This is a genomic window from Jeotgalibaca caeni (genome assembly GCF_028863945.1).
In the GTDB taxonomy this organism is placed as follows: Bacteria; Bacillota; Bacilli; order Lactobacillales; family Aerococcaceae; genus Jeotgalibaca; species Jeotgalibaca caeni.
This window is the reverse complement of the sequence record NZ_JARBEA010000007.1, coordinates 21,618-43,883: the sequence shown is the minus strand read 5'-3', so window position 1 is coordinate 43,883 and position 22,266 is coordinate 21,618. Positions and strand designations below refer to the sequence as shown.

The 22,266-nt window shown below is 40.8% G+C and carries 36 protein-coding genes; 4 read left to right on the top strand and 32 right to left on the bottom strand.

Annotation, left to right across the window (positions count from 1 at the left end):
- Positions 1-63 precede the first annotated feature (63 nt).
- From PVE40_RS02700 to PVE40_RS02690, 3 genes are read left to right on the top strand one after another with little or no spacing between them, the layout of a single operon-like run.
- Positions 64-696, top strand: a complete 633-nt coding sequence (locus PVE40_RS02700; protein ID WP_274730331.1) for a DUF624 domain-containing protein — start codon at positions 64-66, stop codon at positions 694-696.
- Entirely contained in the window at positions 696-2,435 is a 1,740-nt protein-coding gene (locus PVE40_RS02695; RefSeq protein ID WP_274730330.1) for a cache domain-containing sensor histidine kinase, read from the top strand. The genes PVE40_RS02700 and PVE40_RS02695 overlap by 1 nt, the downstream gene beginning before the upstream one ends.
- An 11-nt stretch (positions 2,436-2,446) precedes the next feature.
- Entirely contained in the window at positions 2,447-3,883 is a 1,437-nt protein-coding gene (locus tag PVE40_RS02690) for a response regulator (RefSeq protein ID WP_274730329.1), read from the top strand.
- 204 nt (positions 3,884-4,087) lie between these two features.
- On the opposite strand, the gene truA is transcribed toward PVE40_RS02690, so the two are convergent.
- Genes truA through PVE40_RS02670 form a run of 4 tightly spaced genes read right to left on the bottom strand, consistent with a single transcriptional unit; the run spans position 4,088 to position 7,428 of the window.
- On the bottom strand, positions 4,088-4,879 hold the full coding sequence (truA, locus tag PVE40_RS02685; RefSeq protein ID WP_274730328.1) for a tRNA pseudouridine(38-40) synthase TruA: 792 nt from the start codon (positions 4,877-4,879) through the stop codon (positions 4,088-4,090).
- A 59-nt stretch (positions 4,880-4,938) separates the two neighbouring features.
- The gene (locus PVE40_RS02680) at positions 4,939-5,736 is read right to left on the bottom strand and encodes an energy-coupling factor transporter transmembrane component T family protein (protein ID WP_274730327.1); all 798 of its coding nucleotides are present in this window, start codon (positions 5,734-5,736) and stop codon (positions 4,939-4,941) included.
- Positions 5,729-6,613, bottom strand: a complete 885-nt coding sequence (locus tag PVE40_RS02675) for an energy-coupling factor ABC transporter ATP-binding protein (protein ID WP_274730326.1) — start codon at positions 6,611-6,613, stop codon at positions 5,729-5,731. The genes PVE40_RS02680 and PVE40_RS02675 overlap by 8 nt, the downstream gene beginning before the upstream one ends.
- On the bottom strand, positions 6,589-7,428 hold the full coding sequence (locus PVE40_RS02670; protein ID WP_274730325.1) for an energy-coupling factor ABC transporter ATP-binding protein: 840 nt from the start codon (positions 7,426-7,428) through the stop codon (positions 6,589-6,591). Before PVE40_RS02670 ends, PVE40_RS02675 begins: the two co-directional genes overlap by 25 nt.
- Before the next feature lie 205 nt (positions 7,429-7,633).
- Here PVE40_RS02670 and PVE40_RS02665 point away from each other — a divergent pair, with 205 nt between their 5' ends.
- Positions 7,634-8,380 (top strand): alpha/beta hydrolase, encoded by a 747-nt coding sequence (locus tag PVE40_RS02665; RefSeq protein WP_274730324.1) that lies wholly within the window; start codon positions 7,634-7,636, stop codon positions 8,378-8,380.
- Between the two features lie 246 nt (positions 8,381-8,626).
- On the opposite strand, the gene rplQ is transcribed toward PVE40_RS02665, so the two are convergent.
- From rplQ to rplC, 28 genes are all read right to left on the bottom strand, one after another.
- Entirely contained in the window at positions 8,627-9,007 is a 381-nt protein-coding gene (gene rplQ, locus PVE40_RS02660; protein WP_274730323.1) for a 50S ribosomal protein L17, read from the bottom strand.
- Positions 9,008-9,033: 26 nt separating this feature from the next.
- A complete protein-coding gene (locus tag PVE40_RS02655; RefSeq protein WP_274730322.1) occupies positions 9,034-9,978 on the bottom strand; it encodes a DNA-directed RNA polymerase subunit alpha in 945 nt (314 codons plus the stop codon).
- Between the two features lie 82 nt (positions 9,979-10,060).
- Entirely contained in the window at positions 10,061-10,450 is a 390-nt protein-coding gene (gene rpsK / locus PVE40_RS02650; protein ID WP_274730321.1) for a 30S ribosomal protein S11, read from the bottom strand.
- 27 nt (positions 10,451-10,477) lie between these two features.
- Positions 10,478-10,843, bottom strand: coding sequence for a 30S ribosomal protein S13 (rpsM, locus tag PVE40_RS02645; protein ID WP_274730320.1), 366 nt, complete (start codon positions 10,841-10,843; stop codon positions 10,478-10,480).
- Between the two features lie 20 nt (positions 10,844-10,863).
- The gene (rpmJ, locus tag PVE40_RS02640) at positions 10,864-10,977 is read right to left on the bottom strand and encodes a 50S ribosomal protein L36 (RefSeq protein WP_062470716.1); all 114 of its coding nucleotides are present in this window, start codon (positions 10,975-10,977) and stop codon (positions 10,864-10,866) included.
- A gap of 35 nt (positions 10,978-11,012) precedes the next feature.
- Complete coding sequence (infA, locus tag PVE40_RS02635; protein ID WP_274730319.1) at positions 11,013-11,231, bottom strand: translation initiation factor IF-1; 219 nt, start codon at positions 11,229-11,231, stop codon at positions 11,013-11,015.
- Between the two features lie 130 nt (positions 11,232-11,361).
- Positions 11,362-12,012 (bottom strand): adenylate kinase, encoded by a 651-nt coding sequence (locus tag PVE40_RS02630; RefSeq protein WP_274730318.1) that lies wholly within the window; start codon positions 12,010-12,012, stop codon positions 11,362-11,364.
- 63 nt (positions 12,013-12,075) lie between these two features.
- The gene (gene secY / locus PVE40_RS02625; RefSeq protein ID WP_274730317.1) at positions 12,076-13,371 is read right to left on the bottom strand and encodes a preprotein translocase subunit SecY; all 1,296 of its coding nucleotides are present in this window, start codon (positions 13,369-13,371) and stop codon (positions 12,076-12,078) included.
- Positions 13,371-13,811 carry a 50S ribosomal protein L15 gene (rplO, locus tag PVE40_RS02620; protein ID WP_274730316.1) on the bottom strand — a complete coding sequence of 147 codons (441 nt, stop codon included), beginning with the start codon at positions 13,809-13,811 and terminating at the stop codon, positions 13,371-13,373. Before rplO ends, secY begins: the two co-directional genes overlap by 1 nt.
- Before the next feature lie 33 nt (positions 13,812-13,844).
- Positions 13,845-14,027, bottom strand: coding sequence for a 50S ribosomal protein L30 (gene rpmD / locus PVE40_RS02615; RefSeq protein ID WP_274730315.1), 183 nt, complete (start codon positions 14,025-14,027; stop codon positions 13,845-13,847).
- Between the two features lie 14 nt (positions 14,028-14,041).
- Positions 14,042-14,542: a 30S ribosomal protein S5 gene (gene rpsE / locus PVE40_RS02610; RefSeq protein WP_274730314.1), complete on the bottom strand. Its 501-nt coding sequence runs from the start codon at positions 14,540-14,542 to the stop codon at positions 14,042-14,044.
- A gap of 20 nt (positions 14,543-14,562) precedes the next feature.
- Complete coding sequence (gene rplR, locus PVE40_RS02605) at positions 14,563-14,919, bottom strand: 50S ribosomal protein L18 (RefSeq protein ID WP_274730313.1); 357 nt, start codon at positions 14,917-14,919, stop codon at positions 14,563-14,565.
- A 60-nt stretch (positions 14,920-14,979) separates the two neighbouring features.
- Positions 14,980-15,516, bottom strand: a complete 537-nt coding sequence (gene rplF, locus PVE40_RS02600) for a 50S ribosomal protein L6 (RefSeq protein ID WP_274730312.1) — start codon at positions 15,514-15,516, stop codon at positions 14,980-14,982.
- A gap of 42 nt (positions 15,517-15,558) precedes the next feature.
- Entirely contained in the window at positions 15,559-15,957 is a 399-nt protein-coding gene (gene rpsH, locus PVE40_RS02595) for a 30S ribosomal protein S8 (RefSeq protein ID WP_274730311.1), read from the bottom strand.
- A gap of 33 nt (positions 15,958-15,990) precedes the next feature.
- Positions 15,991-16,176, bottom strand: a complete 186-nt coding sequence (locus PVE40_RS02590; RefSeq protein WP_274730310.1) for a type Z 30S ribosomal protein S14 — start codon at positions 16,174-16,176, stop codon at positions 15,991-15,993.
- A gap of 19 nt (positions 16,177-16,195) precedes the next feature.
- On the bottom strand, positions 16,196-16,735 hold the full coding sequence (gene rplE / locus PVE40_RS02585) for a 50S ribosomal protein L5 (protein ID WP_274730309.1): 540 nt from the start codon (positions 16,733-16,735) through the stop codon (positions 16,196-16,198).
- 27 nt (positions 16,736-16,762) lie between these two features.
- Positions 16,763-17,071: a 50S ribosomal protein L24 gene (gene rplX / locus PVE40_RS02580; RefSeq protein WP_274730308.1), complete on the bottom strand. Its 309-nt coding sequence runs from the start codon at positions 17,069-17,071 to the stop codon at positions 16,763-16,765.
- A gap of 31 nt (positions 17,072-17,102) precedes the next feature.
- Positions 17,103-17,471 carry a 50S ribosomal protein L14 gene (gene rplN, locus PVE40_RS02575; RefSeq protein WP_274730307.1) on the bottom strand — a complete coding sequence of 123 codons (369 nt, stop codon included), beginning with the start codon at positions 17,469-17,471 and terminating at the stop codon, positions 17,103-17,105.
- A 38-nt stretch (positions 17,472-17,509) separates the two neighbouring features.
- Complete coding sequence (rpsQ, locus tag PVE40_RS02570) at positions 17,510-17,776, bottom strand: 30S ribosomal protein S17 (protein ID WP_274730306.1); 267 nt, start codon at positions 17,774-17,776, stop codon at positions 17,510-17,512.
- A 23-nt stretch (positions 17,777-17,799) separates the two neighbouring features.
- Positions 17,800-17,997, bottom strand: coding sequence for a 50S ribosomal protein L29 (rpmC, locus tag PVE40_RS02565; protein WP_274730305.1), 198 nt, complete (start codon positions 17,995-17,997; stop codon positions 17,800-17,802).
- Positions 17,987-18,421 carry a 50S ribosomal protein L16 gene (rplP, locus tag PVE40_RS02560; protein WP_126108899.1) on the bottom strand — a complete coding sequence of 145 codons (435 nt, stop codon included), beginning with the start codon at positions 18,419-18,421 and terminating at the stop codon, positions 17,987-17,989. Before rplP ends, rpmC begins: the two co-directional genes overlap by 11 nt.
- 3 nt (positions 18,422-18,424) lie before the next feature.
- Complete coding sequence (rpsC, locus tag PVE40_RS02555; RefSeq protein ID WP_274730304.1) at positions 18,425-19,081, bottom strand: 30S ribosomal protein S3; 657 nt, start codon at positions 19,079-19,081, stop codon at positions 18,425-18,427.
- A gap of 3 nt (positions 19,082-19,084) precedes the next feature.
- Positions 19,085-19,441: a 50S ribosomal protein L22 gene (gene rplV, locus PVE40_RS02550; RefSeq protein WP_274730303.1), complete on the bottom strand. Its 357-nt coding sequence runs from the start codon at positions 19,439-19,441 to the stop codon at positions 19,085-19,087.
- Positions 19,442-19,461: 20 nt separating this feature from the next.
- A complete protein-coding gene (rpsS, locus tag PVE40_RS02545) occupies positions 19,462-19,743 on the bottom strand; it encodes a 30S ribosomal protein S19 (RefSeq protein ID WP_274730302.1) in 282 nt (93 codons plus the stop codon).
- A gap of 51 nt (positions 19,744-19,794) precedes the next feature.
- The gene (gene rplB / locus PVE40_RS02540; protein WP_274730301.1) at positions 19,795-20,625 is read right to left on the bottom strand and encodes a 50S ribosomal protein L2; all 831 of its coding nucleotides are present in this window, start codon (positions 20,623-20,625) and stop codon (positions 19,795-19,797) included.
- A gap of 46 nt (positions 20,626-20,671) precedes the next feature.
- A complete protein-coding gene (gene rplW, locus PVE40_RS02535; RefSeq protein WP_274730300.1) occupies positions 20,672-20,959 on the bottom strand; it encodes a 50S ribosomal protein L23 in 288 nt (95 codons plus the stop codon).
- Positions 20,959-21,582 carry a 50S ribosomal protein L4 gene (rplD, locus tag PVE40_RS02530; protein ID WP_274730299.1) on the bottom strand — a complete coding sequence of 208 codons (624 nt, stop codon included), beginning with the start codon at positions 21,580-21,582 and terminating at the stop codon, positions 20,959-20,961. The genes rplW and rplD overlap by 1 nt, the downstream gene beginning before the upstream one ends.
- Before the next feature lie 27 nt (positions 21,583-21,609).
- Positions 21,610-22,245 (bottom strand): 50S ribosomal protein L3, encoded by a 636-nt coding sequence (gene rplC / locus PVE40_RS02525; protein WP_274730298.1) that lies wholly within the window; start codon positions 22,243-22,245, stop codon positions 21,610-21,612.
- Between the last annotated feature and the right edge of the window lie 21 nt (positions 22,246-22,266).

Below are 22,266 nucleotides of genomic sequence, written 5' to 3'. Positions count from 1 at the left end.
GAATCCCTTGTAAAAGTAAGCGTATCCAAGGGGAATATATATAAAGAGGAAGGTTTTGAAGATATGAAAATACAATGGCGAGGCTTTTTAATGTCTCTTTTATTTGCTTTTAGTAATGTGGTTTATCTGAATTTGTTGTGGATCTTATTTAGTTTATTGGGATTAGGAATTTTCGGTGTGGCTCCGGCTTCTATTGCGGTGATGAAATGCTATTCAGATTTTTCGATCAATGGAGATTACATTTCAGTGAAGCAGTTCTTTGATTTCTATAAACAAAATTTCAAGAAGGCAAACAAGCTTCAAATCGGTTTTACATTGTTTATTATGCTTCTCTTGGTTTCTGCCCGTATTCTAGTCGTATTGATGAATGTAACGGGATTCATCCCATTTCTATATTTGTTCTTAATTATCATTCTGTTGATTCTAAATTTAATTTCTCTTCAAACATTTGAATGGTACCCTGCTATGAAAGGTTTTGATCGCTTCAAATTAGCCATGTTCTTGTTGTTCCGCTACCCATTCCGTTACTTACCTGTTCTTTTCACGCTCTACTTCTGTTATGGACTTCTTTCAATGAAAGCAACCTTTGTCCTACTGGCAGGTATTTCACTCCCGATTGCCTTTATTAGCTTTTTGCATCGTCAAGTATGGGCGAAATTTCAGGCAGATTTCCCAGAGTTTGGGATGAGTAAGTAATGTGGTATGATTTTCTGAAACAAAAGTGGCGAAACTTTACCTATTTCAAAAAGTTCTCGGCTCTGTTTTATGCATTTTTTGTCCTGTTTGCTTTGTTCACTCTGATCGCTACTTCTATTTTGGTAATGGAACTTACGAAACGCGAGTACAAAAACAATCAGGACAACATCTCCACCCTTGCTGAATCAATTGGTACGCAGATGGACAGCTTGGAGTTTTTTACTTACAAAGTAATTGATGAGGAAGACATCCAAAAATTGATGACCGAGCTTAATTTTGAGGATCTTACTGTACAAGAAGAAAATCAAAAAAGATCTGCTCTACGTAATGAAATTTACTCCCTTAGTTCTTATGAACGCAACTTGAATACGGTATATGCATATGATTCCGAGGGTGATAGTTTCGAGAGTACGCTCTATAATGATATGACGTTCTTTGATTCGTTGACTACCGATGATGTAAGAAGAGAATTAGGCGATGAACCGCATCCAGCAAAATGGTTCTTCTCAGAAGATGGTACTCGGGCGATTGTTGCTCGTAACGTTTTTTCAACAGATAATATGGAAAAACTGGGAACTATTGTGGTATCCTTGCATACTTCTTTTATTACGAATACCATCGAGAATACTCACTTATATGCGGATTCGGATCACTTTGCCCTGCTATATGGAGATACAGCCTATCCCATTGGCAAGATGATGCCCGACCCTATTACAGATTATTTGAACAGTGATCCTTTTTCCAATCGCTATGGCAACCAAGTGAAGCGATTGGGTGGAACGGATTACTTTATCGCGCAGAGTGCCTTCAATCAAGGTGAAATGCGCATTGTCGGCGTTATGCCTCGTAGTGTTGTCTTGCGGGAAATTATGCTTCTAGGGATTATTCTCTTTTCTTTATTTGTTTTGCTCTTTGTTTTTATTCTGTTGGTTTCACGTCGGGCTATTCAATCTTTAGTTAGTCCTATTAACCGTCTCGCCCATAAGATGGCTTCCTTTAACAAAGAAACCCACGATGTAGTCGTGTTACGGACCGATGAAGAAAACAATCGGCCGGATGAAGTAGGCGCTTTGTACGCCAGCTTCGATGATTTGATTCAAATGATTCATGACTTAATTCAAGAAAACTATCAATCTAAGATTTTGACGCAAGAAATGCAATTTCGTGCGCTCCAATCACAGCTTGATCCACACTTTTTATATAATACGCTTGATTCGATTAATTGGTTAGCGGTTAACAATGAGCAAGATGAATTATCAGAAATGGTTACTTCTTTAGCGATGTTATTTCGGACCAAGCTCTCTACTGGCAGTCCGTTCCATACGATTACTGAAGAAATGACGATTATCGAAGCATACTTGACGATTCAAAAATTCCGTTTCGGTTCCCGTTTGCAATATGTCGAATCGATTGATCCTTCCTTGCTTTCTGTTACCATTCCTCGGTTGTTGATTCAACCGTTGATTGAGAATTCATTGAAATATGGGGTTGAGCGGATGAATCAGCCTTGCCAAGTAGAACTCGTCATAAAAAAAGAAGACGAGGCGCTCGTTATTACGGTAACGGATAATGGTCCAGGCTTTATAAACAGTAAGAATAAAACGAATCACTCAACAGGTGTGGGGCTGAAGAATATTCAGGAGCGAATTGAACTGTACTACGATGGAAAGGGAGATGTTACCATCCATTCTCTTCCCTTCGAAAAGACAATTATTTCGGTTACTTTGCCACTCCCTTAAGGAGGAAGAACATGCAAAAAGTTATCGTCGTTGATGATGAAGTTTTTATTGCGAATAGCATTGCTACATTAATTCAGCGATCGGCAGAAAATATTCATGTAGAAAAAGTGCTCTACTCAAGCGAGGATGCCCTCCAGTACATTCAAAATCATGATGTTGATATTATGATTACCGACATCCAAATGCCGGGCCTAAATGGGCTGGAACTCATTGAGCAAGTTCATGCGTGCAATCCCTTTGTTCAAATGATTATTATTACCGGGTATGGAACTTTTGAATATGCGAAGCAAGCCATGGCGCTTGGGGTCAAATTCATTTTCCAGAAACCAGTGAAGGCGAAGGAGTTAATGGCAGCTATCGATCAAGTGGTCCTTGCTTCCAAACATGACCAGCAAGCCTTCTCGCTCCTGAAGTCGGAACGTTTGAATGAATATTTACTAAAAGACCACCAACCCATGCCGGACATTCCGGACGGTTTCAGCTTGTTCATGATTGATATGCTCCATTTCGATACGTTTGATCCGTTATTTCGTGATACCTTCGCTTCCAGCACGATTTTGAGCGGAACGATTCGTTCTTATCGGTATTACCTGATTCCAGAAACTGAAGATTCTGACTTGATTCATGAGTGGAATCTTGAAGAAGGATTATTACTTTACCGGCACCACTGCTCAATGAACGAGTTGAAAGAAATCATCGAGTACGGGGAGCGGATGTTGAATCTGCAGTTCTATTACATGGAATTCCAACTAATGGAAATTAAGGCGCACAATTATCGTCCCGTCACCGAATATAAAAAACGCTTCGAAGCTTTCAGCAATCAAATGATTGCTTCTTTAGAGGAAGGTTCCATTGCCCATTCCAAAGAAATTCTCTATGCGTTCTTTTTGGATAACAAAAAACATAACCATCCTAAAGAAGTGGCTATTCTCGAAAGTCATCATTTGATTTCCAAGTTGATTATTCACTTTCAACTTCAGATAATTGACGAGATTACCCAAATCAATGAGAATATCTCTCTAGCGGTTTACTATCAAGATGTCGTGAAGCAATTCGAGACCATCTTAGAACGAGTCAAATTGGAAGAAAATGATGAGACTGCTGAGCAAGATTTAGCTGCAGAAATCAACACCGTCATTGAGGAACATTATAGTAATCCAGACCTGTCCCTAACTTGGATTTCCAAAAACTTACTGTTCTTCAACGCAGAATACTTGGGCCGCGAATTCTCACAACGGGTCGGAAAGAAATTCAACACCAAACTTACTGAATACCGCATCGAGCAAGCGAAAAAATTGCTCCTCAAATCCTACAAAGTTTATGAAGTAGCGAAAATGGTAGGTTATGAGAATAATCCTGAATACTTCAATCTCGTATTTAAGAAACACGTCGGCACAACGCCCTTGAAGTACAGCAAGTTAAATCAAAAAGCCATGCAGACGAATTAAACAAAAAAGGCAGCGAAATGAGAGGATAACCTTTCATTTCGCTGCTTTTTTTATTGTATGGAACTGCTTGGTTCGGACAAGTGAGGCATAAAAAAGTGGGCTACTTGTCCGAACTGGGCCACATTCGGACAACTGAAGCTCAAAAAAGCGACCTACTTGTCCGAACTGACTCTCATTCGGACAACTGAAGCTCAAAAAAGCGACCTACTTGTCCGAACTAACAGATAAAGCTTTCTTAAACTGCTCATCATAATACACTTCAACTAAATACAGCCCTTGCCCAGACGCAGTGGGGCCAGCTTCATTGCGGTCCTTCACTTCAAACAGCCGATCAATCTCTTCAGGCTCTCTGAGTCCATCCGCAATCTGTAAGCACGTACCTACAAAAATACGTACCATATTGTATAAAAATCCATTCCCGATAAAGGTAAAAATCAGTTCGTTACTCTTTTCATCCAGCTCATAACTTGCTTGATAAACGGTCCGTACTTTGTCCTCTTTGTCCGACTTGGTCGAACAGAAACTCGTGAAGTCATGCTCTCCTACCAACTTATCCAAAGCGCGCTGCAATTTTCCATAATCCATGCGGTACGGGTGATGCAACGTATAGAGACGTTTGAATGGGTCTGGGAATCGGTTCAGATCAACGCGGTACTGATATTTTTTCCCTTTTGCGAGAAAGCGGGAATGAAAGTCGTTCGACACGCGCTCTGCTTCTTTAATCAAGATGTCCGGCGGCAAAATGCTGTTCATGGCTCGTTGTAAATGGACCGGCTCAATATCAGCTGGGCAATCAAAATGAATGACTTGCCCCAGCGCATGAACTCCCGAATCCGTCCTTCCAGATGCCTCTACCATAATTTTATGGCCTTTGAACATCTTTCTTAGCGCCTTTTGCAACTGCTCTTGCACGCTCATCCCGTTTATTTGTACTTGATAGCCTACATAGTTCGTCCCATCGTATTGAACAATACACTTATATCGTTGTGCAGTCATTTGACACCTCTTTTCATGATAAAAGAGGCTGGATATCACTCCCGCCTCTTTTTATTTCGTTAATTACGTAAGAATATTAAGAGCACCGTTAGTAACACTAAGCCGACCATCGCCAAGGTATCCCGACTCTGCCAATGCAGCAAGCGGTACTTCGTGCGTCCTTCGCCGCCTTGATAGCCACGTGCTTCCATCGCGTTCGCCAATTCATCAGCCCTGTTAAAGGAACTTACAAACAAAGGTACCAAAATCGGCGTTACAGCTTTCATCTGCTGGATAATATTTCCTTCACCAAAGTCTACTCCTCTTGCTCGTTGGGCGTTCATGATTTTGGTTGCTTCATCCATCAAGGTAGGCACAAAGCGAAGCGCGATCGACAACATCAAAGCAATCTCATGAACCGGCAAGTTGACTTTTTTGAAAGGTCCCAGTAGCGACTCAATCGCGTCCGTTAACGATAACGGCATGGTGGTTAAGGTCAGCAAGGTGGACATGAAAATAATCAAGACGAAACGGATGAAGATAAAAGCTCCGTTAACTAACCCAAACGAAGTGACATGAATAATTCCCCAGCTAAAGTACGTTTCTCCACCCGTCGTAAACAGAATTTGTAACAGTACGGTAAAAGCAATCAGCCAGATTAACGGTTTAACCCCGTTCATAAAAACTTTAAAAGGAATATCCGACAACCAGATACATAAAAGCGTAAAGGCAGCCATTGCTGCGTACGTAATCCAGTTGTTCGCTAAGAAGATGACTACAATAAAGTAAAATGCGCCAATCAACTTCGCCCGTGGATCCATTTTGTGTACGTAAGAATTCCCTTGAATATATCTACCAAATAGGAGTTTTTCAAGCATCTTGGGCACCTTCTTTCTGTGCCTGCAGCTTCTTCACAATTGCTTCTGCTAGCTTCTCTGTACCGAGCGGCCGTTCGGAACCGAAATCGATTCCCGTCTTCTCTTCAAACATTTTTAAGAACTGTAAGGAAGAAGGCAACCCTAATTGTTTTTCTTTCAGCCAATCTGCATCCAAGAATATTTCTTTAGGAGCTCCCATTTTCACAACCTGTCCTTTTTCCATAATGATGACGTGATCCGCATAAGCTGCTACGTCATCCATTTGGTGCGTTACAAGGACGATGGTGAGGTTTTGTTCTTTGTGAAGGCGATTAAACATTGTCATCACTTCGCGTCGTCCAGCAGGGTCTAATCCCGCTGTAGGCTCATCTAAGACTAATACTTCCGGATCCATTGCCAATACCCCTGCAATCGCAACCCGGCGCATCTGACCTCCTGATAAATCAAACGGAGAACGATCCATAAACGTTTCGTCCAGCCCTACCATCGGTAAAACCCGTCTCACAATTTTCATTGCTTCTTCTTCCGAAACACCAAAGTTCATCGGTCCAAAGGCAATGTCTTTAGCAATCGTTTCTTCAAAAAGTTGCGACTCTGGAAACTGGAAGACAATCGCTACTTTTTTACGTAGAAATTTCAAATTTTTATTACTTGTCGCCCGTGTAATCTTGCGGTCGCCAATCGTTACGGTACCTTCAGTCGGTTTCAATAGCGCGTTTAAATGCTGGGTAACGGTCGATTTCCCACTGCCGGTATGCCCAATCAGTGCTGTATAGCTCCCGGTAGGAATAGCCAAATTAACATCATACAGGGCACGACTTTCAAATGGTGTGCCCGCTGAATAAGCAAAGCCTACTTTGTCGAAAATAATGTCCACAGAAAGTCCACCATCCTTTCTTCCGTTAAGTACGCTTCTGGTACTTCTAATCCTTGCCTTCTTAGCTGGTATTTTAATTTTTCTGGAAAGGGAATGTCCAGCCCCATATCAATAATATCCGCACCTACCGCAAAGATTTCTTCCGGTGTTCCGACTCGTTTCAATTGTCCAGCCTGCATGACAAAAATACGATTGGCTTTCGCCGCTTCATCAATATCATGCGTAATGGAAATCACGGCCAAGTTTTGTTCTTTCTTAATGCGCTGGATTGTTTCAATTACTTCTTTTCTTCCTTTTGGATCCAACATGGTCGTTGCTTCATCCAGAATGATAATATCCGGAGCCAAAGCAATAATTCCAGCGATTGCGATACGTTGCTTCTGGCCGCCTGACAAACGTGCTGGTTCTTTATCCATAAAATCATCCATGTTCACTGCAGCAACTGCATCAGCGACACGCATAATCATTTCTTCACGCGGAACACCGATATTCTCCAGGCCAAATGCCACATCATCTTGAACCGTTGAACCAACAAACTGGTTATCCGGATTCTGGAATACCATTCCTACCTTCCGGCGTACATTCCAAACTGTATCGGCAGATAGTGTGGTTCCATCAATCACCACTTCACCAGACTCTGCTTCAATCAAACCATTGATTGTTTTTGCTAAAGTGGATTTCCCTGAGCCGTTAGGACCGATTATGGCTATCCATTCCCCACGTTTAACAGACAAAGAAACTTCCTTCAAAGCTGGACGCAGGTCTTCTTCTGCGTAGGTAAACGAAATATTTTTTAATTGAATGATTTCTTCCATTCCATACCCTACTTCCTTCTCGTTGTCGAAGTATTCGACATTTGTAATGTTATTATAAAGGAGACATGTTCTAATATATATAAAAGCGATTCTTGTTACGGTTGCTCCTAATGCCACCTATCTAGTATAATAGAAAGTAGTAAAAATTGCATTATCTGTCTTGACACTTTTTCAGGAACTTTCAAAGAAGATGAGGAGGAATTTTATGGGTGTTATTCATGCAAATCTTTTTTCCGATGCTTTACAGATGCATATTTCGTATACCGCCATTTTACCCGAAGGAATGGAAGGACCTTATCCCGTTCTCTACTTGTTACACGGCTTATCAGATGATGACCATGCTTGGCTTCATCAAACGTCTTTGGTGCGGTATGCCCAGAAACGGAAGGTTGCGATTTTCATGCCGCAAGCACATCGAAGCTTTTATACTGATATGAAACACGGTGGAAAATACTGGACCTTCATCAGCGAGGAGTTCCCACAGAAGATGAACCGCCTCTTCCGGATCAGTACAAAGAGAGAGGATACCTTTGTAGCAGGACTATCGATGGGTGGCTATGGTGCCTTTAAGTTAGCCAGTGCATACCCCGAGCGGTTCCATAAAGCTGCCTCCTTTTCTGGTGCAGTAGATATCGCCTTATCTTGGAGCAAGGATCAAAGTCGAGATGACCTTTTTGGGGACATTTATGGCACCCTGGAGCAATTTGAAAGTTCAGACGATAACTTGTTCACCTTGTTTAATAAACGAAGAGATAATAAAATAAAGCCCTCCTTTTACCTTGCTTGTGGTACTGATGACTTTGTGTTAGATGGGAATCGTCATTTCTATGAAACGTTTAAGAATGATTATGACTTATTATATGTGGAAGAACCCGGAGATCATAATTGGGAATTCTGGGATCGTCATATCTTACTGGCGTTAGAGTGGATGGGGATAGAGAAAGTTAAATAAGTGATATTTAAACAATAAAAAAGGTGAGCACATCGGCTCACCTTTTTTTGAACGGGTATATGGGAATTGAAAAAAAAATAGAGCTGAACACCTTTGTTCATCTCTTCTTACAATCTGATCAAATGGTGAGCACCTTGCAGAAATAAGTATTTCCGCAAGGGCTGCACGAGCTAGACTTTACCTCCTCAACCAATTGGGAGAAGACAACATCGTAACGCTCTTTTCATCTGAAGCAATTTGTGAATCTTAAACTAATTCAATGATAACCATTGGAGCTGCATCGCCACGGCGTGGTTCAGTCTTCATGATACGAGTGTACCCACCTTGACGGTCTACATAGCGTTCCGCTAATCCATTAAAAAGTTTTTGTAATGCAGTTTCGACAACGATTTCTTCGTTCTCTTCACGTACATCTGCTACTTCATTACGTACAAATTGTGCTGCTAAACGACGAGCAGACAAATCTCCACGTTTACCTAAAGTGATCATTTTTTCAACAGTCTTACGGACTTCTTTCGCGCGTGCTTCTGTTGTAACGATACGTTCGTTAATAATTAGATCAGTAGTTAAATCACGTAGCAATGCTTTTCTTTGAGAGCTGGTGCGTCCCAATTTACGATAAGCCATTCTGGTAATCCTCCTTTACTTACGTACTAGTCATCTTGGCGCAAAGATAAGTCTAGTTCAACTAGCTTATTTTTCACTTCTTCAAGTGATTTACGTCCTAGATTACGTACTTTAATCATTTCTGCTTCTGACTTGTCAGTCAGTTCCTGAATGGTATTAATTCCTGCACGTTTCAGACAGTTGTAAGAACGAACAGAAAGATCGAGTTCTTCGATGGTCATTTCAAGCATTTTCTCTTTTTGAGTTTCTTCCTTCTCAACCATTACTTCAGCCTTGCGAGCTTCGTCAGTTAAGTTAACAAAGATATTCAAATGTTCAGTCAGAATTTTCGCAGCTAAACTAACCGCTTCTTCTGGACTAACGGAACCGTCTGTCCATACATCTAGGGTTAATTTATCATAGACATTTTTTTGACCGATACGAGTATTTTCAACTTGATAGTTCACCTTATTAACTGGGGTGAAAATCGAATCGATCGGAATAACGCCAATTGGCATGTCATCCGTTTTATTATGTTCGGCACGTACATAACCACGGCCATTTTTTGCATCCATACGCACATGGAATTGTGCATCTTCTGCAACCGTACAAATATATAAATCAGGATTTAATATTTCCACGTCACTGTCATGATTGATGTCCGCAGCTGTTACAAATGCAGGACCTTTAATGTCGATTTCCAGTGTCTTATCTTCATCGGTATAGAATTTCAATGCTAATTGTTTCATGTTCAAAACAACTTGCGTTACATCTTCTAACACACCATCAATTGTTGAAAATTCATGCAGAATACCATCGATTTGAATCGTAGAAACTGCTGTACCTGGCAAAGATGACAACAAGATACGACGTAATGAGTTACCTAGTGTTGTCCCATATCCCCGTTCAAGTGGCTCTACAACGAATTTGCCAAACTTAGCATCCTCGCTGATCTCAATCGTTTCGATTCTTGGTTTTTCAATTTCGATCATATGTCAATTTACCCCTTTCAAAACGGTTCGTTCATCCTAATGAGTCCATTGTGATAACTAACAGTTGGATACAAGATAGGTATTATACCCGACGACGTTTTGGTGGGCGGCATCCGTTATGCGGAATAGGTGTTACGTCACGAATAGCAGTAACTTCTAATCCAGTAGCTTGTAAAGAACGGATTGCTGCTTCACGTCCAGAACCAGGACCTTTAACTGCTACTTCAACAGACTTCATACCATGTTCCATACAAACTTTTGCTGCAGCTTCAGCAGCCATTTGTGCTGCGAAAGGAGTAGATTTACGAGAACCTCTGAACCCTAGCGCACCTGCAGAAGACCAAGAAACAGCATTACCATGTACGTCTGTAATCATAACGATTGTGTTGTTAAATGTAGAACGAATATGTGCTACACCAGTTTCAATGTTTTTTCTCACACGACGTTTGCGTGATACTTTTTTATTAGCCATGAAGTGTTAACCTCCTTCACTCAATTATTATTTTTTCTTACCAGCGATTGCTTTTGCAGGACCTTTACGGGTACGTGCATTGTTTTTAGTGTTTTGTCCGCGAACAGGCAAACCACGACGGTGACGGATTCCTCTGTAAGAACCGATTTCGATCAAGCGTTTGATGTTCAAGTTTACTTCACGACGTAAGTCACCTTCAACTTTAAGCTTGTCTACTTCAGCACGGATGCGGTCCAATTCATCGTTTGTTAAGTCACGAACGCGAGTATCTTCAGAAACGTTTGCTGCTTCAAGAAGTTTCTGAGCAGTTGTTGATCCGATCCCGTAAATATAAGTTAATGAAATAACGATGCGTTTATCACGCGGAATATCTACTCCAGCGATACGAGCCATTTACTGGCACCTCCTTAAAATTATCCTTGACGTTGTTTGTGTTTAGGATTTTCACAAATCACCATAACACGGCCATTTCTACGAATAACTTTACATTTTTCGCAGATAGGTTTTACTGATGCTCTTACTTTCATTTTTTAATATCCTCCTTTAAAATGATGGAGTGCAATTATTTGAAACGATAGGTGATACGACCGCGTGTGAGATCATACGGAGACAATTCCACCGTAACTTTATCTCCTGGAAGAATACGAATGTAGTTCATCCGAATTTTACCAGATACATGTGCGAGCACAACATGGCCATTCTCAAGCTCTACCTTAAACATTGCGTTCGGCAAAGTTTCAGCGACTACTCCTTCAATTTCAATAACATCATCTTTCGCCATCTTTTACCCCTCCTCACATTGTGTTAAGCCGATGAATATCTTATCTAAGTATTATTTTACACTAACTGTTAGATTATAACATAACACGATACATTTGCAAAGAAAATACTTTTCTAATCAACCTCAATACTTAACCAATAATGTTTTGGATCTCGGTAAAGACATTCTCAATTCCAATTTCTCCATCAACTGTATGTAGGATGCCTTTGTCCCCATAAAACTTGATGATTGGTTGTGATTGTTCTTGATTGACGCGAATCCGGTTTTCTACGGTTTCAGGTTTGTCGTCTTCACGTTGATACAAATCTGTACTTCCACAACGATCACAAACGCCGTCTACTTTTGGTGGATGGTTTAATTTGTGATAAGTGGCGCCACAGTTCCGGCAAATTACTCTGCCTGATAAACGAGCTTTGATAACATCTGTGTTTACTTCGATATTAATGACTGCATCAATCTTACGATCTAGTTCAACCATAATTTGTTCCAAAGCTTGCGCTTGGTCCATTGTACGAGGGAAACCATCTAATAAAAAGCCATTTTTTGTATCATCTTCCGCTAAACGTTCCTTCACGATTCCGTTGGTTACTTCATCTGGAACTAAATTTCCTTGGTCCATATAAGCTTTTGCTTCTAAACCTAAGGCAGTTTGGTTCTTGATAGCCGCACGGAACATATCTCCAGTAGAAATATGCGGAATATTGTAGGTTTCAACAATACGCTCTGCTTGGGTACCTTTTCCAGCGCCTGGCAGACCGGTAATAATTAAGTTCTTGTTCATTTGGTTTGTTCCTCTCCTTTATCTTCCTGCAAGTTGTGGTGGGGAAAAATCCCCTCACACAGCTTACTTTTGGATAAACCCTTGATAATTGCGTTTCACCATTCGACCTTCGATTTGCTTTGCGGTATCTAATGCAGTTCCCACTATAATCAAAAGACTAGTTCCTCCAAGAGCTAATGAGTCTGGAAGGTTCCATAATGCCGAAGCAACAATTGGCAAGAGAGCAATCAAACCTAGGAACAGTGCACCAACTGTGCTTAAACGCATCAGTAGAGCGGTAATATACTCTTCTGTACCTCTTCCGGGACGAACACTTGGGATGTAAGCACCCGATTTTTGTAAGTTCTCTGCCATTTTTTCAGGATTAATCTGAATCAAAGCATAGAAATACGTGAAGACGATAATCAAAATGGTATAAATAGCAGCTCCAATTGGTTCACGGAAATTGAAGATTGTATTCATTACTTGATACCAAGTTGCTTCCCCATGGTTTGCAGCAAAAAATCCAAGGATTGTTTGTGGCGTCATCATGAAAGAACTTGCAAAGATAACCGGAATTACTCCAGCCGAATTAATTTTCAGCGGTAAATGAGCAGCTTGGTTCGAGCCAGTTGCTCGTTTGGAATATTGAACCGGAATTCTGCGTTCCGCTTGTTGAATAAATACAACAAAAATGACGACCAACACCATTGCTACAAGCAATGCAATCGTGAAGATAATATTTTTAGTAAGATCATCACCAGCATTGACAAAGCGGTCTTGATAGAACGAAACAACATCAACAGGAACACGAGCGACAATACCGGAGAAGATAATAAGAGAAGTTCCGTTCCCTACTCCGTGCATTGTAATGGAATCACCGATAAAAATAACGAACATAGAACCAGCTGTCATAATTAAAGCAATAATAAGATAGGTACGAATACCTGGATTATTAATTAACCCTAGATCTGATAGTTGGTTAAATCCGATAGAAATACCGATGGATTGCACAAATGCTAGTACAACTGCTAAGTATTTCGTTGATTGGTTTAACTTTCTTCTACCGACTTCACCTTGCTTGGACCATTCCGTAAATTTCGGAATAATGTCCATCTGCAAGAGTTGAACGACGATCGAAGCGGTAATGTATGGGGAAACACCCATAGCGAAGATGGAGTACTGACTTAGTGCTCCACCGCCAAAGGTGTTCAGTAGACTGAATAACCCTGTTGATGCCAACGTTTGGATGGCACCAGCGTTCACTCCAGGAACGGTGATGTGTGCTCCAATACGGAATACAATCAACATTGCTAGTGTGAAGAAAATTCTGTTCCTAATGTCTTTCACCTGAAATGCATTTTTCAGAAGTGTAAACATTAGATCACCTCTACTGTTCCACCTGCAGCTTCAATTGCTTCCTTCGCTGCTTCGGAGAATTTATGAGCTTTAACAGTCAATTTTTTCTCTACAGCACCTTTTGCTAAAACTTTGATGCCGGATTTTTCATCACGAACAACTTTGCTTTCGATTAGCAACGCTGGTGTTACTTCCGTGCCTTCTTCGAAACGGTTTAAGTCATCAAGATTGATGATTGCATAGTCCTTACGGTTAATGTTTGTAAATCCACGTTTTGGAATACGACGGAACAATGGATTTTGTCCACCCTCAAAACCTAGTCTTACGCCACCACCTGAACGTGCTTTTTGACCTTTATGTCCACGACCAGCAGTTTTACCGTTACCGGATGAAGAACCACGGCCTACACGATTGCGTTCTTTACGGGAACCTTGTGTTGCTTCAAGTTCATGAAGTTTCATAGTAACTGGGCACCTCCTTCATTTTTGATTCAATTAGTTGATTTCTTCTACTTCGATTAAATGATTTACTGTTTGAACCATACCTTTGATTGCATCATTAGCAGGTTTTACTACAGTTTTGCCGATTTTAGTCAACCCTAAAGCCTTAGCTGTATCTTTTTGGTTTTGAGGACGTCCAATCAAGCTGCGTTTTAAAGTGATCTTTAATTCTGCCATTTTGTATATCCTCCTTAACCTTGAATTTCTTCTACAGTTTTACCGCGCAATGCAGCAACTTCTTCAACTTTTTTAAGTTGTACTAAACCTTCGATTGTTGCACGTACCATGTTAATTGGTGTGTTTGATCCAAGAGACTTGGATGTGATATCAGCGATACCAGCCAATTCAACAACGGCACGAACAGGACCTCCAGCAGATACTCCAGAACCCGCAAGAGCTGGTTTCAACATTACGTTACCGCCGCTGAAACGACCAATTACGTGGTGAGGGATTGTGCTTCCTGTGATAGGTACTTCGATCAAGTTTTTCTTCGCAGCTTCAATAGCTTTACGAATCGCTTCAGGAACTTCGTTTGCTTTTCCTGTTCCGAAACCAACATGACCATTTTTGTCTCCGACAACAACTAAAGCAGCAAAACGTAACTTACGTCCACCTTTAACTACTTTCGTTACACGGTTAATCGCAACAACGCGATCTTCTAAATCTAAATTAGTTGGGTCAATATATACCATGAGTGGGCATCCTCCTTTTCTTAGAATTCTAGTCCATTTTCGCGAGCAGCTTCAGCTAAAGCTTGAACACGGCCATGGTATAAGTATCCGCCACGGTCAAATTTGACAGCTTTGATGCCTTTTTCAAGTCCACGTTCTGCAATAAGTTTCCCTACAACTGTGGCACTGTCTGTTTTTGTAACATCTTCTGTTACGTCTGTCTTGCTAGAGGCACTTGCTAGCGTCACACCCGCTACGTCATCAATTAATTGAGCGTAGATGTGTTTGTTAGAACGGAATACATTCAAGCGTGGGCACTCTGCAGTACCAGAGATTTTTCTTCTTACACGTGCGTGTCTAGACTGACGTGTTTTATTTTTATCTGGTTTATTAATCACAATTGTCACCTCTTTTTATTATTCAATATGAATCAACTTGCAAGAAGGAATAGCCGGTTATTATTTACCGGTCTTCCCTTCTTTACGACGGATGATTTCGTCAACGTACTTGATTCCTTTACCTTTATATGGCTCAGGTGGACGTACGCCACGAACGTTAGCTGCTAATGCGCCAACTTTTTCTTTGTCATATCCAGAAATAACGATACGAGTGTTAGAAGGTACTTCTACAGTAACGCCTTCTTCTGGTGTAAACTCAACTGGATGAGAGTATCCAACGTTCAATACAAGCTTGCTTCCTTGTAATTGAGCACGGTATCCAACCCCAACTAAGTCCAATTCTTTCTTAAATCCTTCTGATACACCCACTACCATGTTGTTGAACAATGCACGTGTAGTACCATGTAGAGATTTTGTGAATTTTTCTTCGTTAGGACGAGTAAATGTAACGATGTTTCCTTCAATATTGATTGAAATTAGTTCACTGATTGTTTGTGTCAATTCACCTTTAGGACCTTTGACAGTCACAGTGTTTCCATTTTGAGTAACGGTTACGCCTGCTGGAATTTCGACTAGTTTATTACCAATACGACTCACAGGGCTGCACCTCCTTCTATTTTTGTAAGGGGATTGTATGGATTACCAAATGTAAGCCAATACTTCTCCACCAATATTTTTAGCTCTTGCTTCTTTATCAGTAACAACACCTTGTGATGTTGAAACGATAGCGATTCCTAGTCCGTTAAGAACGCGAGGAACTTCGCCAGTTTTCGCATATACACGCAATCCTGGTTTAGAAATACGTTTCAAGCCAGTAATTACACGTTCGTTGTTTACACCGTATTTCAAGAAAACACGGATAACGTTTTGTTTGTCATCTTCGATGATTTCGTAGTTTTTGATGAATCCTTCATTTTTAAGGATTTTTGCAATTTCCAGTTTCACGTTGGAAGCAGGTACTTCCAAGCTTGCATGGCGAACCATGTTAGCGTTACGAATACGAGTTAGGAAATCTGCGATTGGATCTGTCATAACCATTAACTTTTACCTCCTTCTTGCGGGTATGGTTGATTACCAGCTTGCTTTTTTCATGCCAGGAATTTGTCCTTTATAAGCAAGATCACGTAAGCAAATGCGGCAGAGCTTGAATTTACGATAAACGGAATGTGGACGTCCGCAACGTTCACAGCGAGTATACTCTTGTGTAGAGAATTTAGCAGGACGTTTGTTTTTAGCAATCATTGATTTTTTAGCCAAGTCTTTTCGCCTCCTTCGCTTATTTTTGGAATGGCATGCCTAATTGTGTTAATAATTCTCTTGATTCTTCATCTGTGTTTGCAGTTGTAACGATAACGATATCCATACCGCGAACTTTGTCAACTCGGTCATAGTCAACTTCAGGGAAAATCAATTGTTCTTTAACACCTAATGTGTAGTTTCCACGTCCATCGAAGGAACGTTTGCTAATTCCACGGAAGTCACGTACACGTGGCAAGGAAACAGTCACAAGTTTGTCTAAGAAATCGTACATTCTTTCGCCACGTAGAGTTACTTTAGCTCCGATAGCCATACCTTCACGTAAACGGAATGCAGCAATTGATTTTTTAGCATGTGTAATAACAGGTTTTTGACCAGCGATCAAAGTTAGTTCTTCCACAGCTTTTTCGAGGTTCTTAGCGTTAGCTACAGCATCACCAACACCCATGTTGATAACAATTTTTTCTACTTTAGGAACTTCCATAGTAGAAGAGTATTCGAATTTTTCCATCAAAGATGGTGTAATTTCACTTAGATATTTTTCTTTCAAACGGTTCATTGAATGAGATCCTCCTTTCTACAATAATTAGTCGATGATTTCGCCAGTCTTTTTAGAAACGCGAACTTTTTTATCGTCTTGGATTTTATAACCCACTTTTGTAGGCTCGTTAGTCTTAGGATCAATCAACATTACATTAGACACATGGATAGATGCTTCTTCTTCAAGAATCCCACCAGTCACATTTGCTTGAGACGCCTTGCGGTGTTTCTTCGCAATGTTGATACCTTCTACGATTACGCGGTCTTTTTTAGGGAAAGTTTTAAGGATTACTCCTTCTTTGCCTTTATCTTTACCAGTAATCACTTTTACTCTATCGCCAGTTTTTACGTGCATAAATGTTGCACCTCCTTCAATCAATCAAATCTTACAATACTTCTGGAGCAAGGGAAACGATCTTCATGAAGTTGTTGTCACGCAATTCACGAGCAACAGGTCCAAAGATACGTGTTCCACGAGGGCTCTTGTCATCACGGATGATCACACATGCATTTTCATCAAATTTAATGTATGAACCATCTTTACGGTGAGCACCAGTTTTGGTACGCACGATAACAGCTTTCACTACATCACCTTTTTTGACAACGCCACCGGGTGTAGCTTGTTTTACTGTTGCGACAATAATGTCACCAATATTTGCATATTTACGGCCTGAACCACCCAAAACTTTGATCGCTAAGACTTCTCTTGCGCCTGAGTTATCGGCAACTTTCAAACGAGATTCTGTTTGTATCACTTCAGTATCCTCCTTCCGGACAGGAATTCATTCTATTATTAGATAATAACGGACTCTTCAACAATATCAAGCAAACGGAAGTTTTTCGTTGCAGACAATGGACGAGTTTCCATGATTCTTACTACGTCACCCATTTTTGCTTGGTTGTTTTCATCATGAGCTTTATATTTCTTTGAGTATCTTACGCGTTTACCGTAGCGAGGGTGATTTTTGTAAGTGGAAACTTCAACAGTGATTGTTTTGTCCATCTTATCGGAAACCACGCGGCCTTGGTAGACTTTACGTTTGTTACGTTCCTCAGTCATTTATTCGTACCTCCTTTGCTGAATTACAGATTTTGCAACTCTTGTTGACGCAATACTGTTTTGATGCGAGCAATTGATTTGCGTACTTCTTTCAAGCGGGCAGTATTTTCAAGTTGCCCTGTAGCAAGTTGGAATCGTAGATTGAAAAGCTCTTCTTTGAACTCTTTTTCTTTTTCAACCATTTCAGCAGTGGATAATTGTCTGATTTCATTAGCTTTCATTCGATTCACCACCAATTTCTGTGCGTTTTACTATTTTAGTTTTGATAGGCAACTTGTGAGATGCCAAACGCAAAGCTTCACGTGCTACTTCTTCGGATACGCCGCCAACTTCAAACATGATTTTTCCACGTTTAACTGGTGCAACCCATCCTTCTGGAGCTCCTTTACCGGAACCCATACGAACGCCGATAGCTTTGGATGTATATGATTTATGAGGGAAGATTTTAATCCAAACTTTCCCTCCACGTTTCATGTAACGTGTCATTGCAATACGAGCAGCTTCGATTTGACGGTTAGTGATCCATTTGGAATCTACCGCTTGTAATCCGTATTCACCGAATACGACTTCTTTACCACCTTTAGCTTCTCCGCGCATTTTTCCACGGAATTCACGACGGTGTTTTACACGTTTAGGTACTAACATTGGTTATTTCCCTCCTTTCTCAGTTTCTTTACGGCCTGGTAATACTTCTCCACGAGAAATCCAAACTTTAACGCCTAGTTTTCCGTAAGTTGTATCTGCTTCTTCCCATGCGTAGTCAATATCTGCACGTAATGTGTGCAAAGGAACAGTTCCTTCAGAATAAGATTCTGCACGAGCGATATCTGCACCGTTCAAACGACCGGATACCATGGTTTTGATCCCATGAGCGCCAGATCTCATTGTACGTTGAATAGCTTGTTTTTGCGCACGACGGAAAGCAACACGGCCTTCTAGTTGTTTTGCAATTCCTTCAGCTACTAATTTAGCATCTAAATCAGGTTTTTTAATTTCAACGATGTTGATGTGAACACGTTTGTTAGTTAGGTTGTTTAGTTCTTTACGTAATTTTTCTACTTCAGAACCACCTTTACCAATTACCATACCTGGTTTAGCAGTATGTACGGAAACGTTCACTCGGTTAGCAGCGCGTTCGATTTCTACGCGAGAAACAGAAGCTTCTGCTAGGTTTTTAGCGATGTATTCACGAATTTTTAGGTCTTCATGTAAGAAATCAGCGAAATCTTTTTCTGCATACCATTTCGCATCCCAGTCACGGATGATTCCAACACGCATACCATTAGGATTTATTTTTTGACCCACAGACTATCCCTCCTTCTTTTCTGATACCACTACAGTGATGTGGCTTGTACGTTTCAAGATTGGAGAAGCGGAACCTTTTGCACGTGGACGGAAACGTTTAATTGTTGGTCCTTCGTTCACATAAGCTTCACTTACTACCAAGTTTTCAATATTCAAGTCATAATTATGTTCTGCATTCGCGATAGCTGACATCAACACTTTTTCTACTGCAGGAGATGCAGCGCGTGGTGTGAATTTCAGAATGGAGATTGCTTCTCCAATGCTTTTTCCTCTGATAAGATCCACTACTAAACGAACCTTACGAGGTGCGATGCGAACAGTGTTAGCAGTTGCTTTTGCAGCTGTAATTTGTTCTGCCATTTTAATTCCTCCCCTCGTAATTAACGACGTCCTGTTTTCTTATCGTCTGCCGTGTGACCACGGTATGTTCTTGTAGGAGCGAACTCCCCTAGTTTGTGTCCTACCATATCTTCTTGAACGTATACCGGAACATGCTTACGTCCGTCATACACTGCAATTGTTTGGCCGATGAATGATGGGAAAATTGTTGAGCGACGAGACCAAGTTTTGATAACTTGTTTCTTTTCGCTGTTTCCTGCTGCTTCCACCTTTTTCATAAGATGTTCATCGACGAAAGGTCCTTTTTTCAAGCTGCGACTCATGGTGAAGCCTCCTTTCGGTTCCTCTTCAGTATTCCTACTTTATTTTAGTAATTATTTTTTACGTCCGCGAACGATTAGTTTGCTTGACTTAGCTTTCTTGTTACGTGTCTTCATACCAAGTGCAGGTTTGCCCCATGGAGTCATAGGTGATTTCAAACCGATTGGTGACTTACCTTCACCACCACCGTGTGGGTGATCGTTAGGGTTCATTACAGATCCACGAACAGTAGGTCTCTTACCTAACCAGCGATTACGTCCAGCTTTACCAATGTTAATCAATTCGTGTTGTTCGTTACCAACTGTACCAACAGTTGCACGACAAGTTGAAAGGATCATACGAACTTCACCAGAGTTCAAACGAACAAGGGTGTATTTTCCTTCTTGGCCCAATACTTGAGCGCCTGTACCAGCGGAACGAATTAATTGTCCACCTTTACCAGGTTTTGTTTCGATGTTATGGATAAACGTACCAACTGGGACATTTGCCAAAGGCATTGCATTCCCTACTTTGATATCAACGTTTACTCCAGATTCAATTTGTTGTCCAACTTGGATTCCTTTTGGAGCCAAGATGTAGGCTTTCACACCGTCCGTGTAATGGATCAATGCGATGTTTGCGCTACGGTTTGGATCATATTCGATTGCATTTACAATACCAACTACGCCGTCTTTGTTACGTTTGAAGTCGATAATACGGTAAGCACGTTTGTGTCCGCCAGCTTGGTGACGTACTGTGATTTTACCTTGGTTATTACGACCAGCATGTTTGCTTTTCTTTTCTAACAAAGTTTTCTCAGGAGTAGTTTTGGTGATTTCCGCGAAATCGGACCCGGTCATATTACGACGGCCGTTTGTGGTAGGTTTGTACTTCTTAATCGCCACGTTTTGTCCCTCCTATATTATATGGTTTAGGTTTTTAAGTTCTGTTTTATTCTTCGTCGAACAATTCGATTGTTTTTGATTTTTCTGTCAAAGTAACAATCGCTTTGCGGCGTTTTCTTGTATAGCCTTTGTAACGGCCCATACGTTTCAATTTACCGCGCACGTTCATGATGTTCACTTTTTCAACTTCTACGTCAAACAATTTTTCGATTGCTTGTTTTACCAAAGCTTTATTAGCGCGAACATCCACTTCAAAGGTATATTTCTTCTCGTCCATTGCAAGCATAGAAGCTTCAGTGATAATTGGACGTAAAATAACATCATGTAATTCCATTATTGAAGAGCCTCCTCTACCTTAGAAAGTGCAGCTTGCGTCAATACTACTTTGTTGTTTGATACGATATCAAGTACGTTCAAGCCGTTTTCACCCAATACTGTTACAGCAGGGATGTTACGAGCTGACAATACTACGTTGTCGTTGTCATTTTCTACGACTACCAATACTTTGGAGTCAACGTTCAAGTTGTTTAACACACGTGCAAATTCTTTTGTTTTTGGTGCGTCTAATGCTAGGCTTTCTACTACGATCAAGTTTCCTTCTGCAACTTTCTCAGAAAGAACAGATTTCAAAGCTAAGCGACGAACTTTTTTGTTAAGTTTATATTTGTAAGAACGAGGGGTAGGTCCGAAAACCACTCCACCGCCAACCCATTGTGGGGAACGGATTGATCCTTGACGAGCACGTCCGGTTCCTTTTTGTCTCCAAGGTTTACGTCCACCACCGCGTACTGCACTACGGTTTTTAACTGCGTGTGTTCCTTGTCTTAATGAAGCACGTTGCATTAGAATTGCATCAAATACAACACTTTCGTTTGGTTCGATTCCGAAGATGTCTGCGTTAAGGGTGATTTCACCGTTAATTGTACCATCTTGTTTATAAAGACTTACGTTAGGCATATTTCTCGTTCCTCCTTTCTACGATTCTTATTTAGCAGCTTTACGAGCTGATTTGATTTCAATTAGAGATTTTTTAGATCCAGGAACATTACCTTTGATTAAGATAACATTTTTTTCTGCATCAACTTTAACGATTTCTAGGTTTTGAATGGTTACGCGAGTGCCACCCATTTGTCCAGGTAAGTTTTTACCTTTGAATACACGAGACGGATCAGAAGCCGCACCCATGGATCCAGGACGACGATGGTAACGAGATCCGTGAGCCATTGGTCCACGAGATTGTCCGTGACGTTTGATTACGCCTTGGAAACCGTGTCCTTTAGATGTACCACTGACATCAATGATGTCTCCTGCTTGAAATACATCAACTTTGATTTCTTTCCCAACTTCGTATTCTCCCAGCTCAACATCCTTGATTTCTCTAATGAAGCGCTTAGGAGCAGTTTTAGCTTTTACTGCATGACCTTTAGCAGGTTTGTTTGACAATACTTCACGCATTTCTTGGTATCCCAATTGAACTGCTTCGTAACCGTCCGTTTCAATAGTTTTTACTTGCATTACTACGTTTGGAGTAGCTTCGATAACAGTTACTGGTACTAGTTCACCGTTTTCGGTAAAGAATTGAGTCATTCCTACTTTTCTTCCTAAGATTCCTTTGGTCATGGTAACACCTCCGTTATTTTA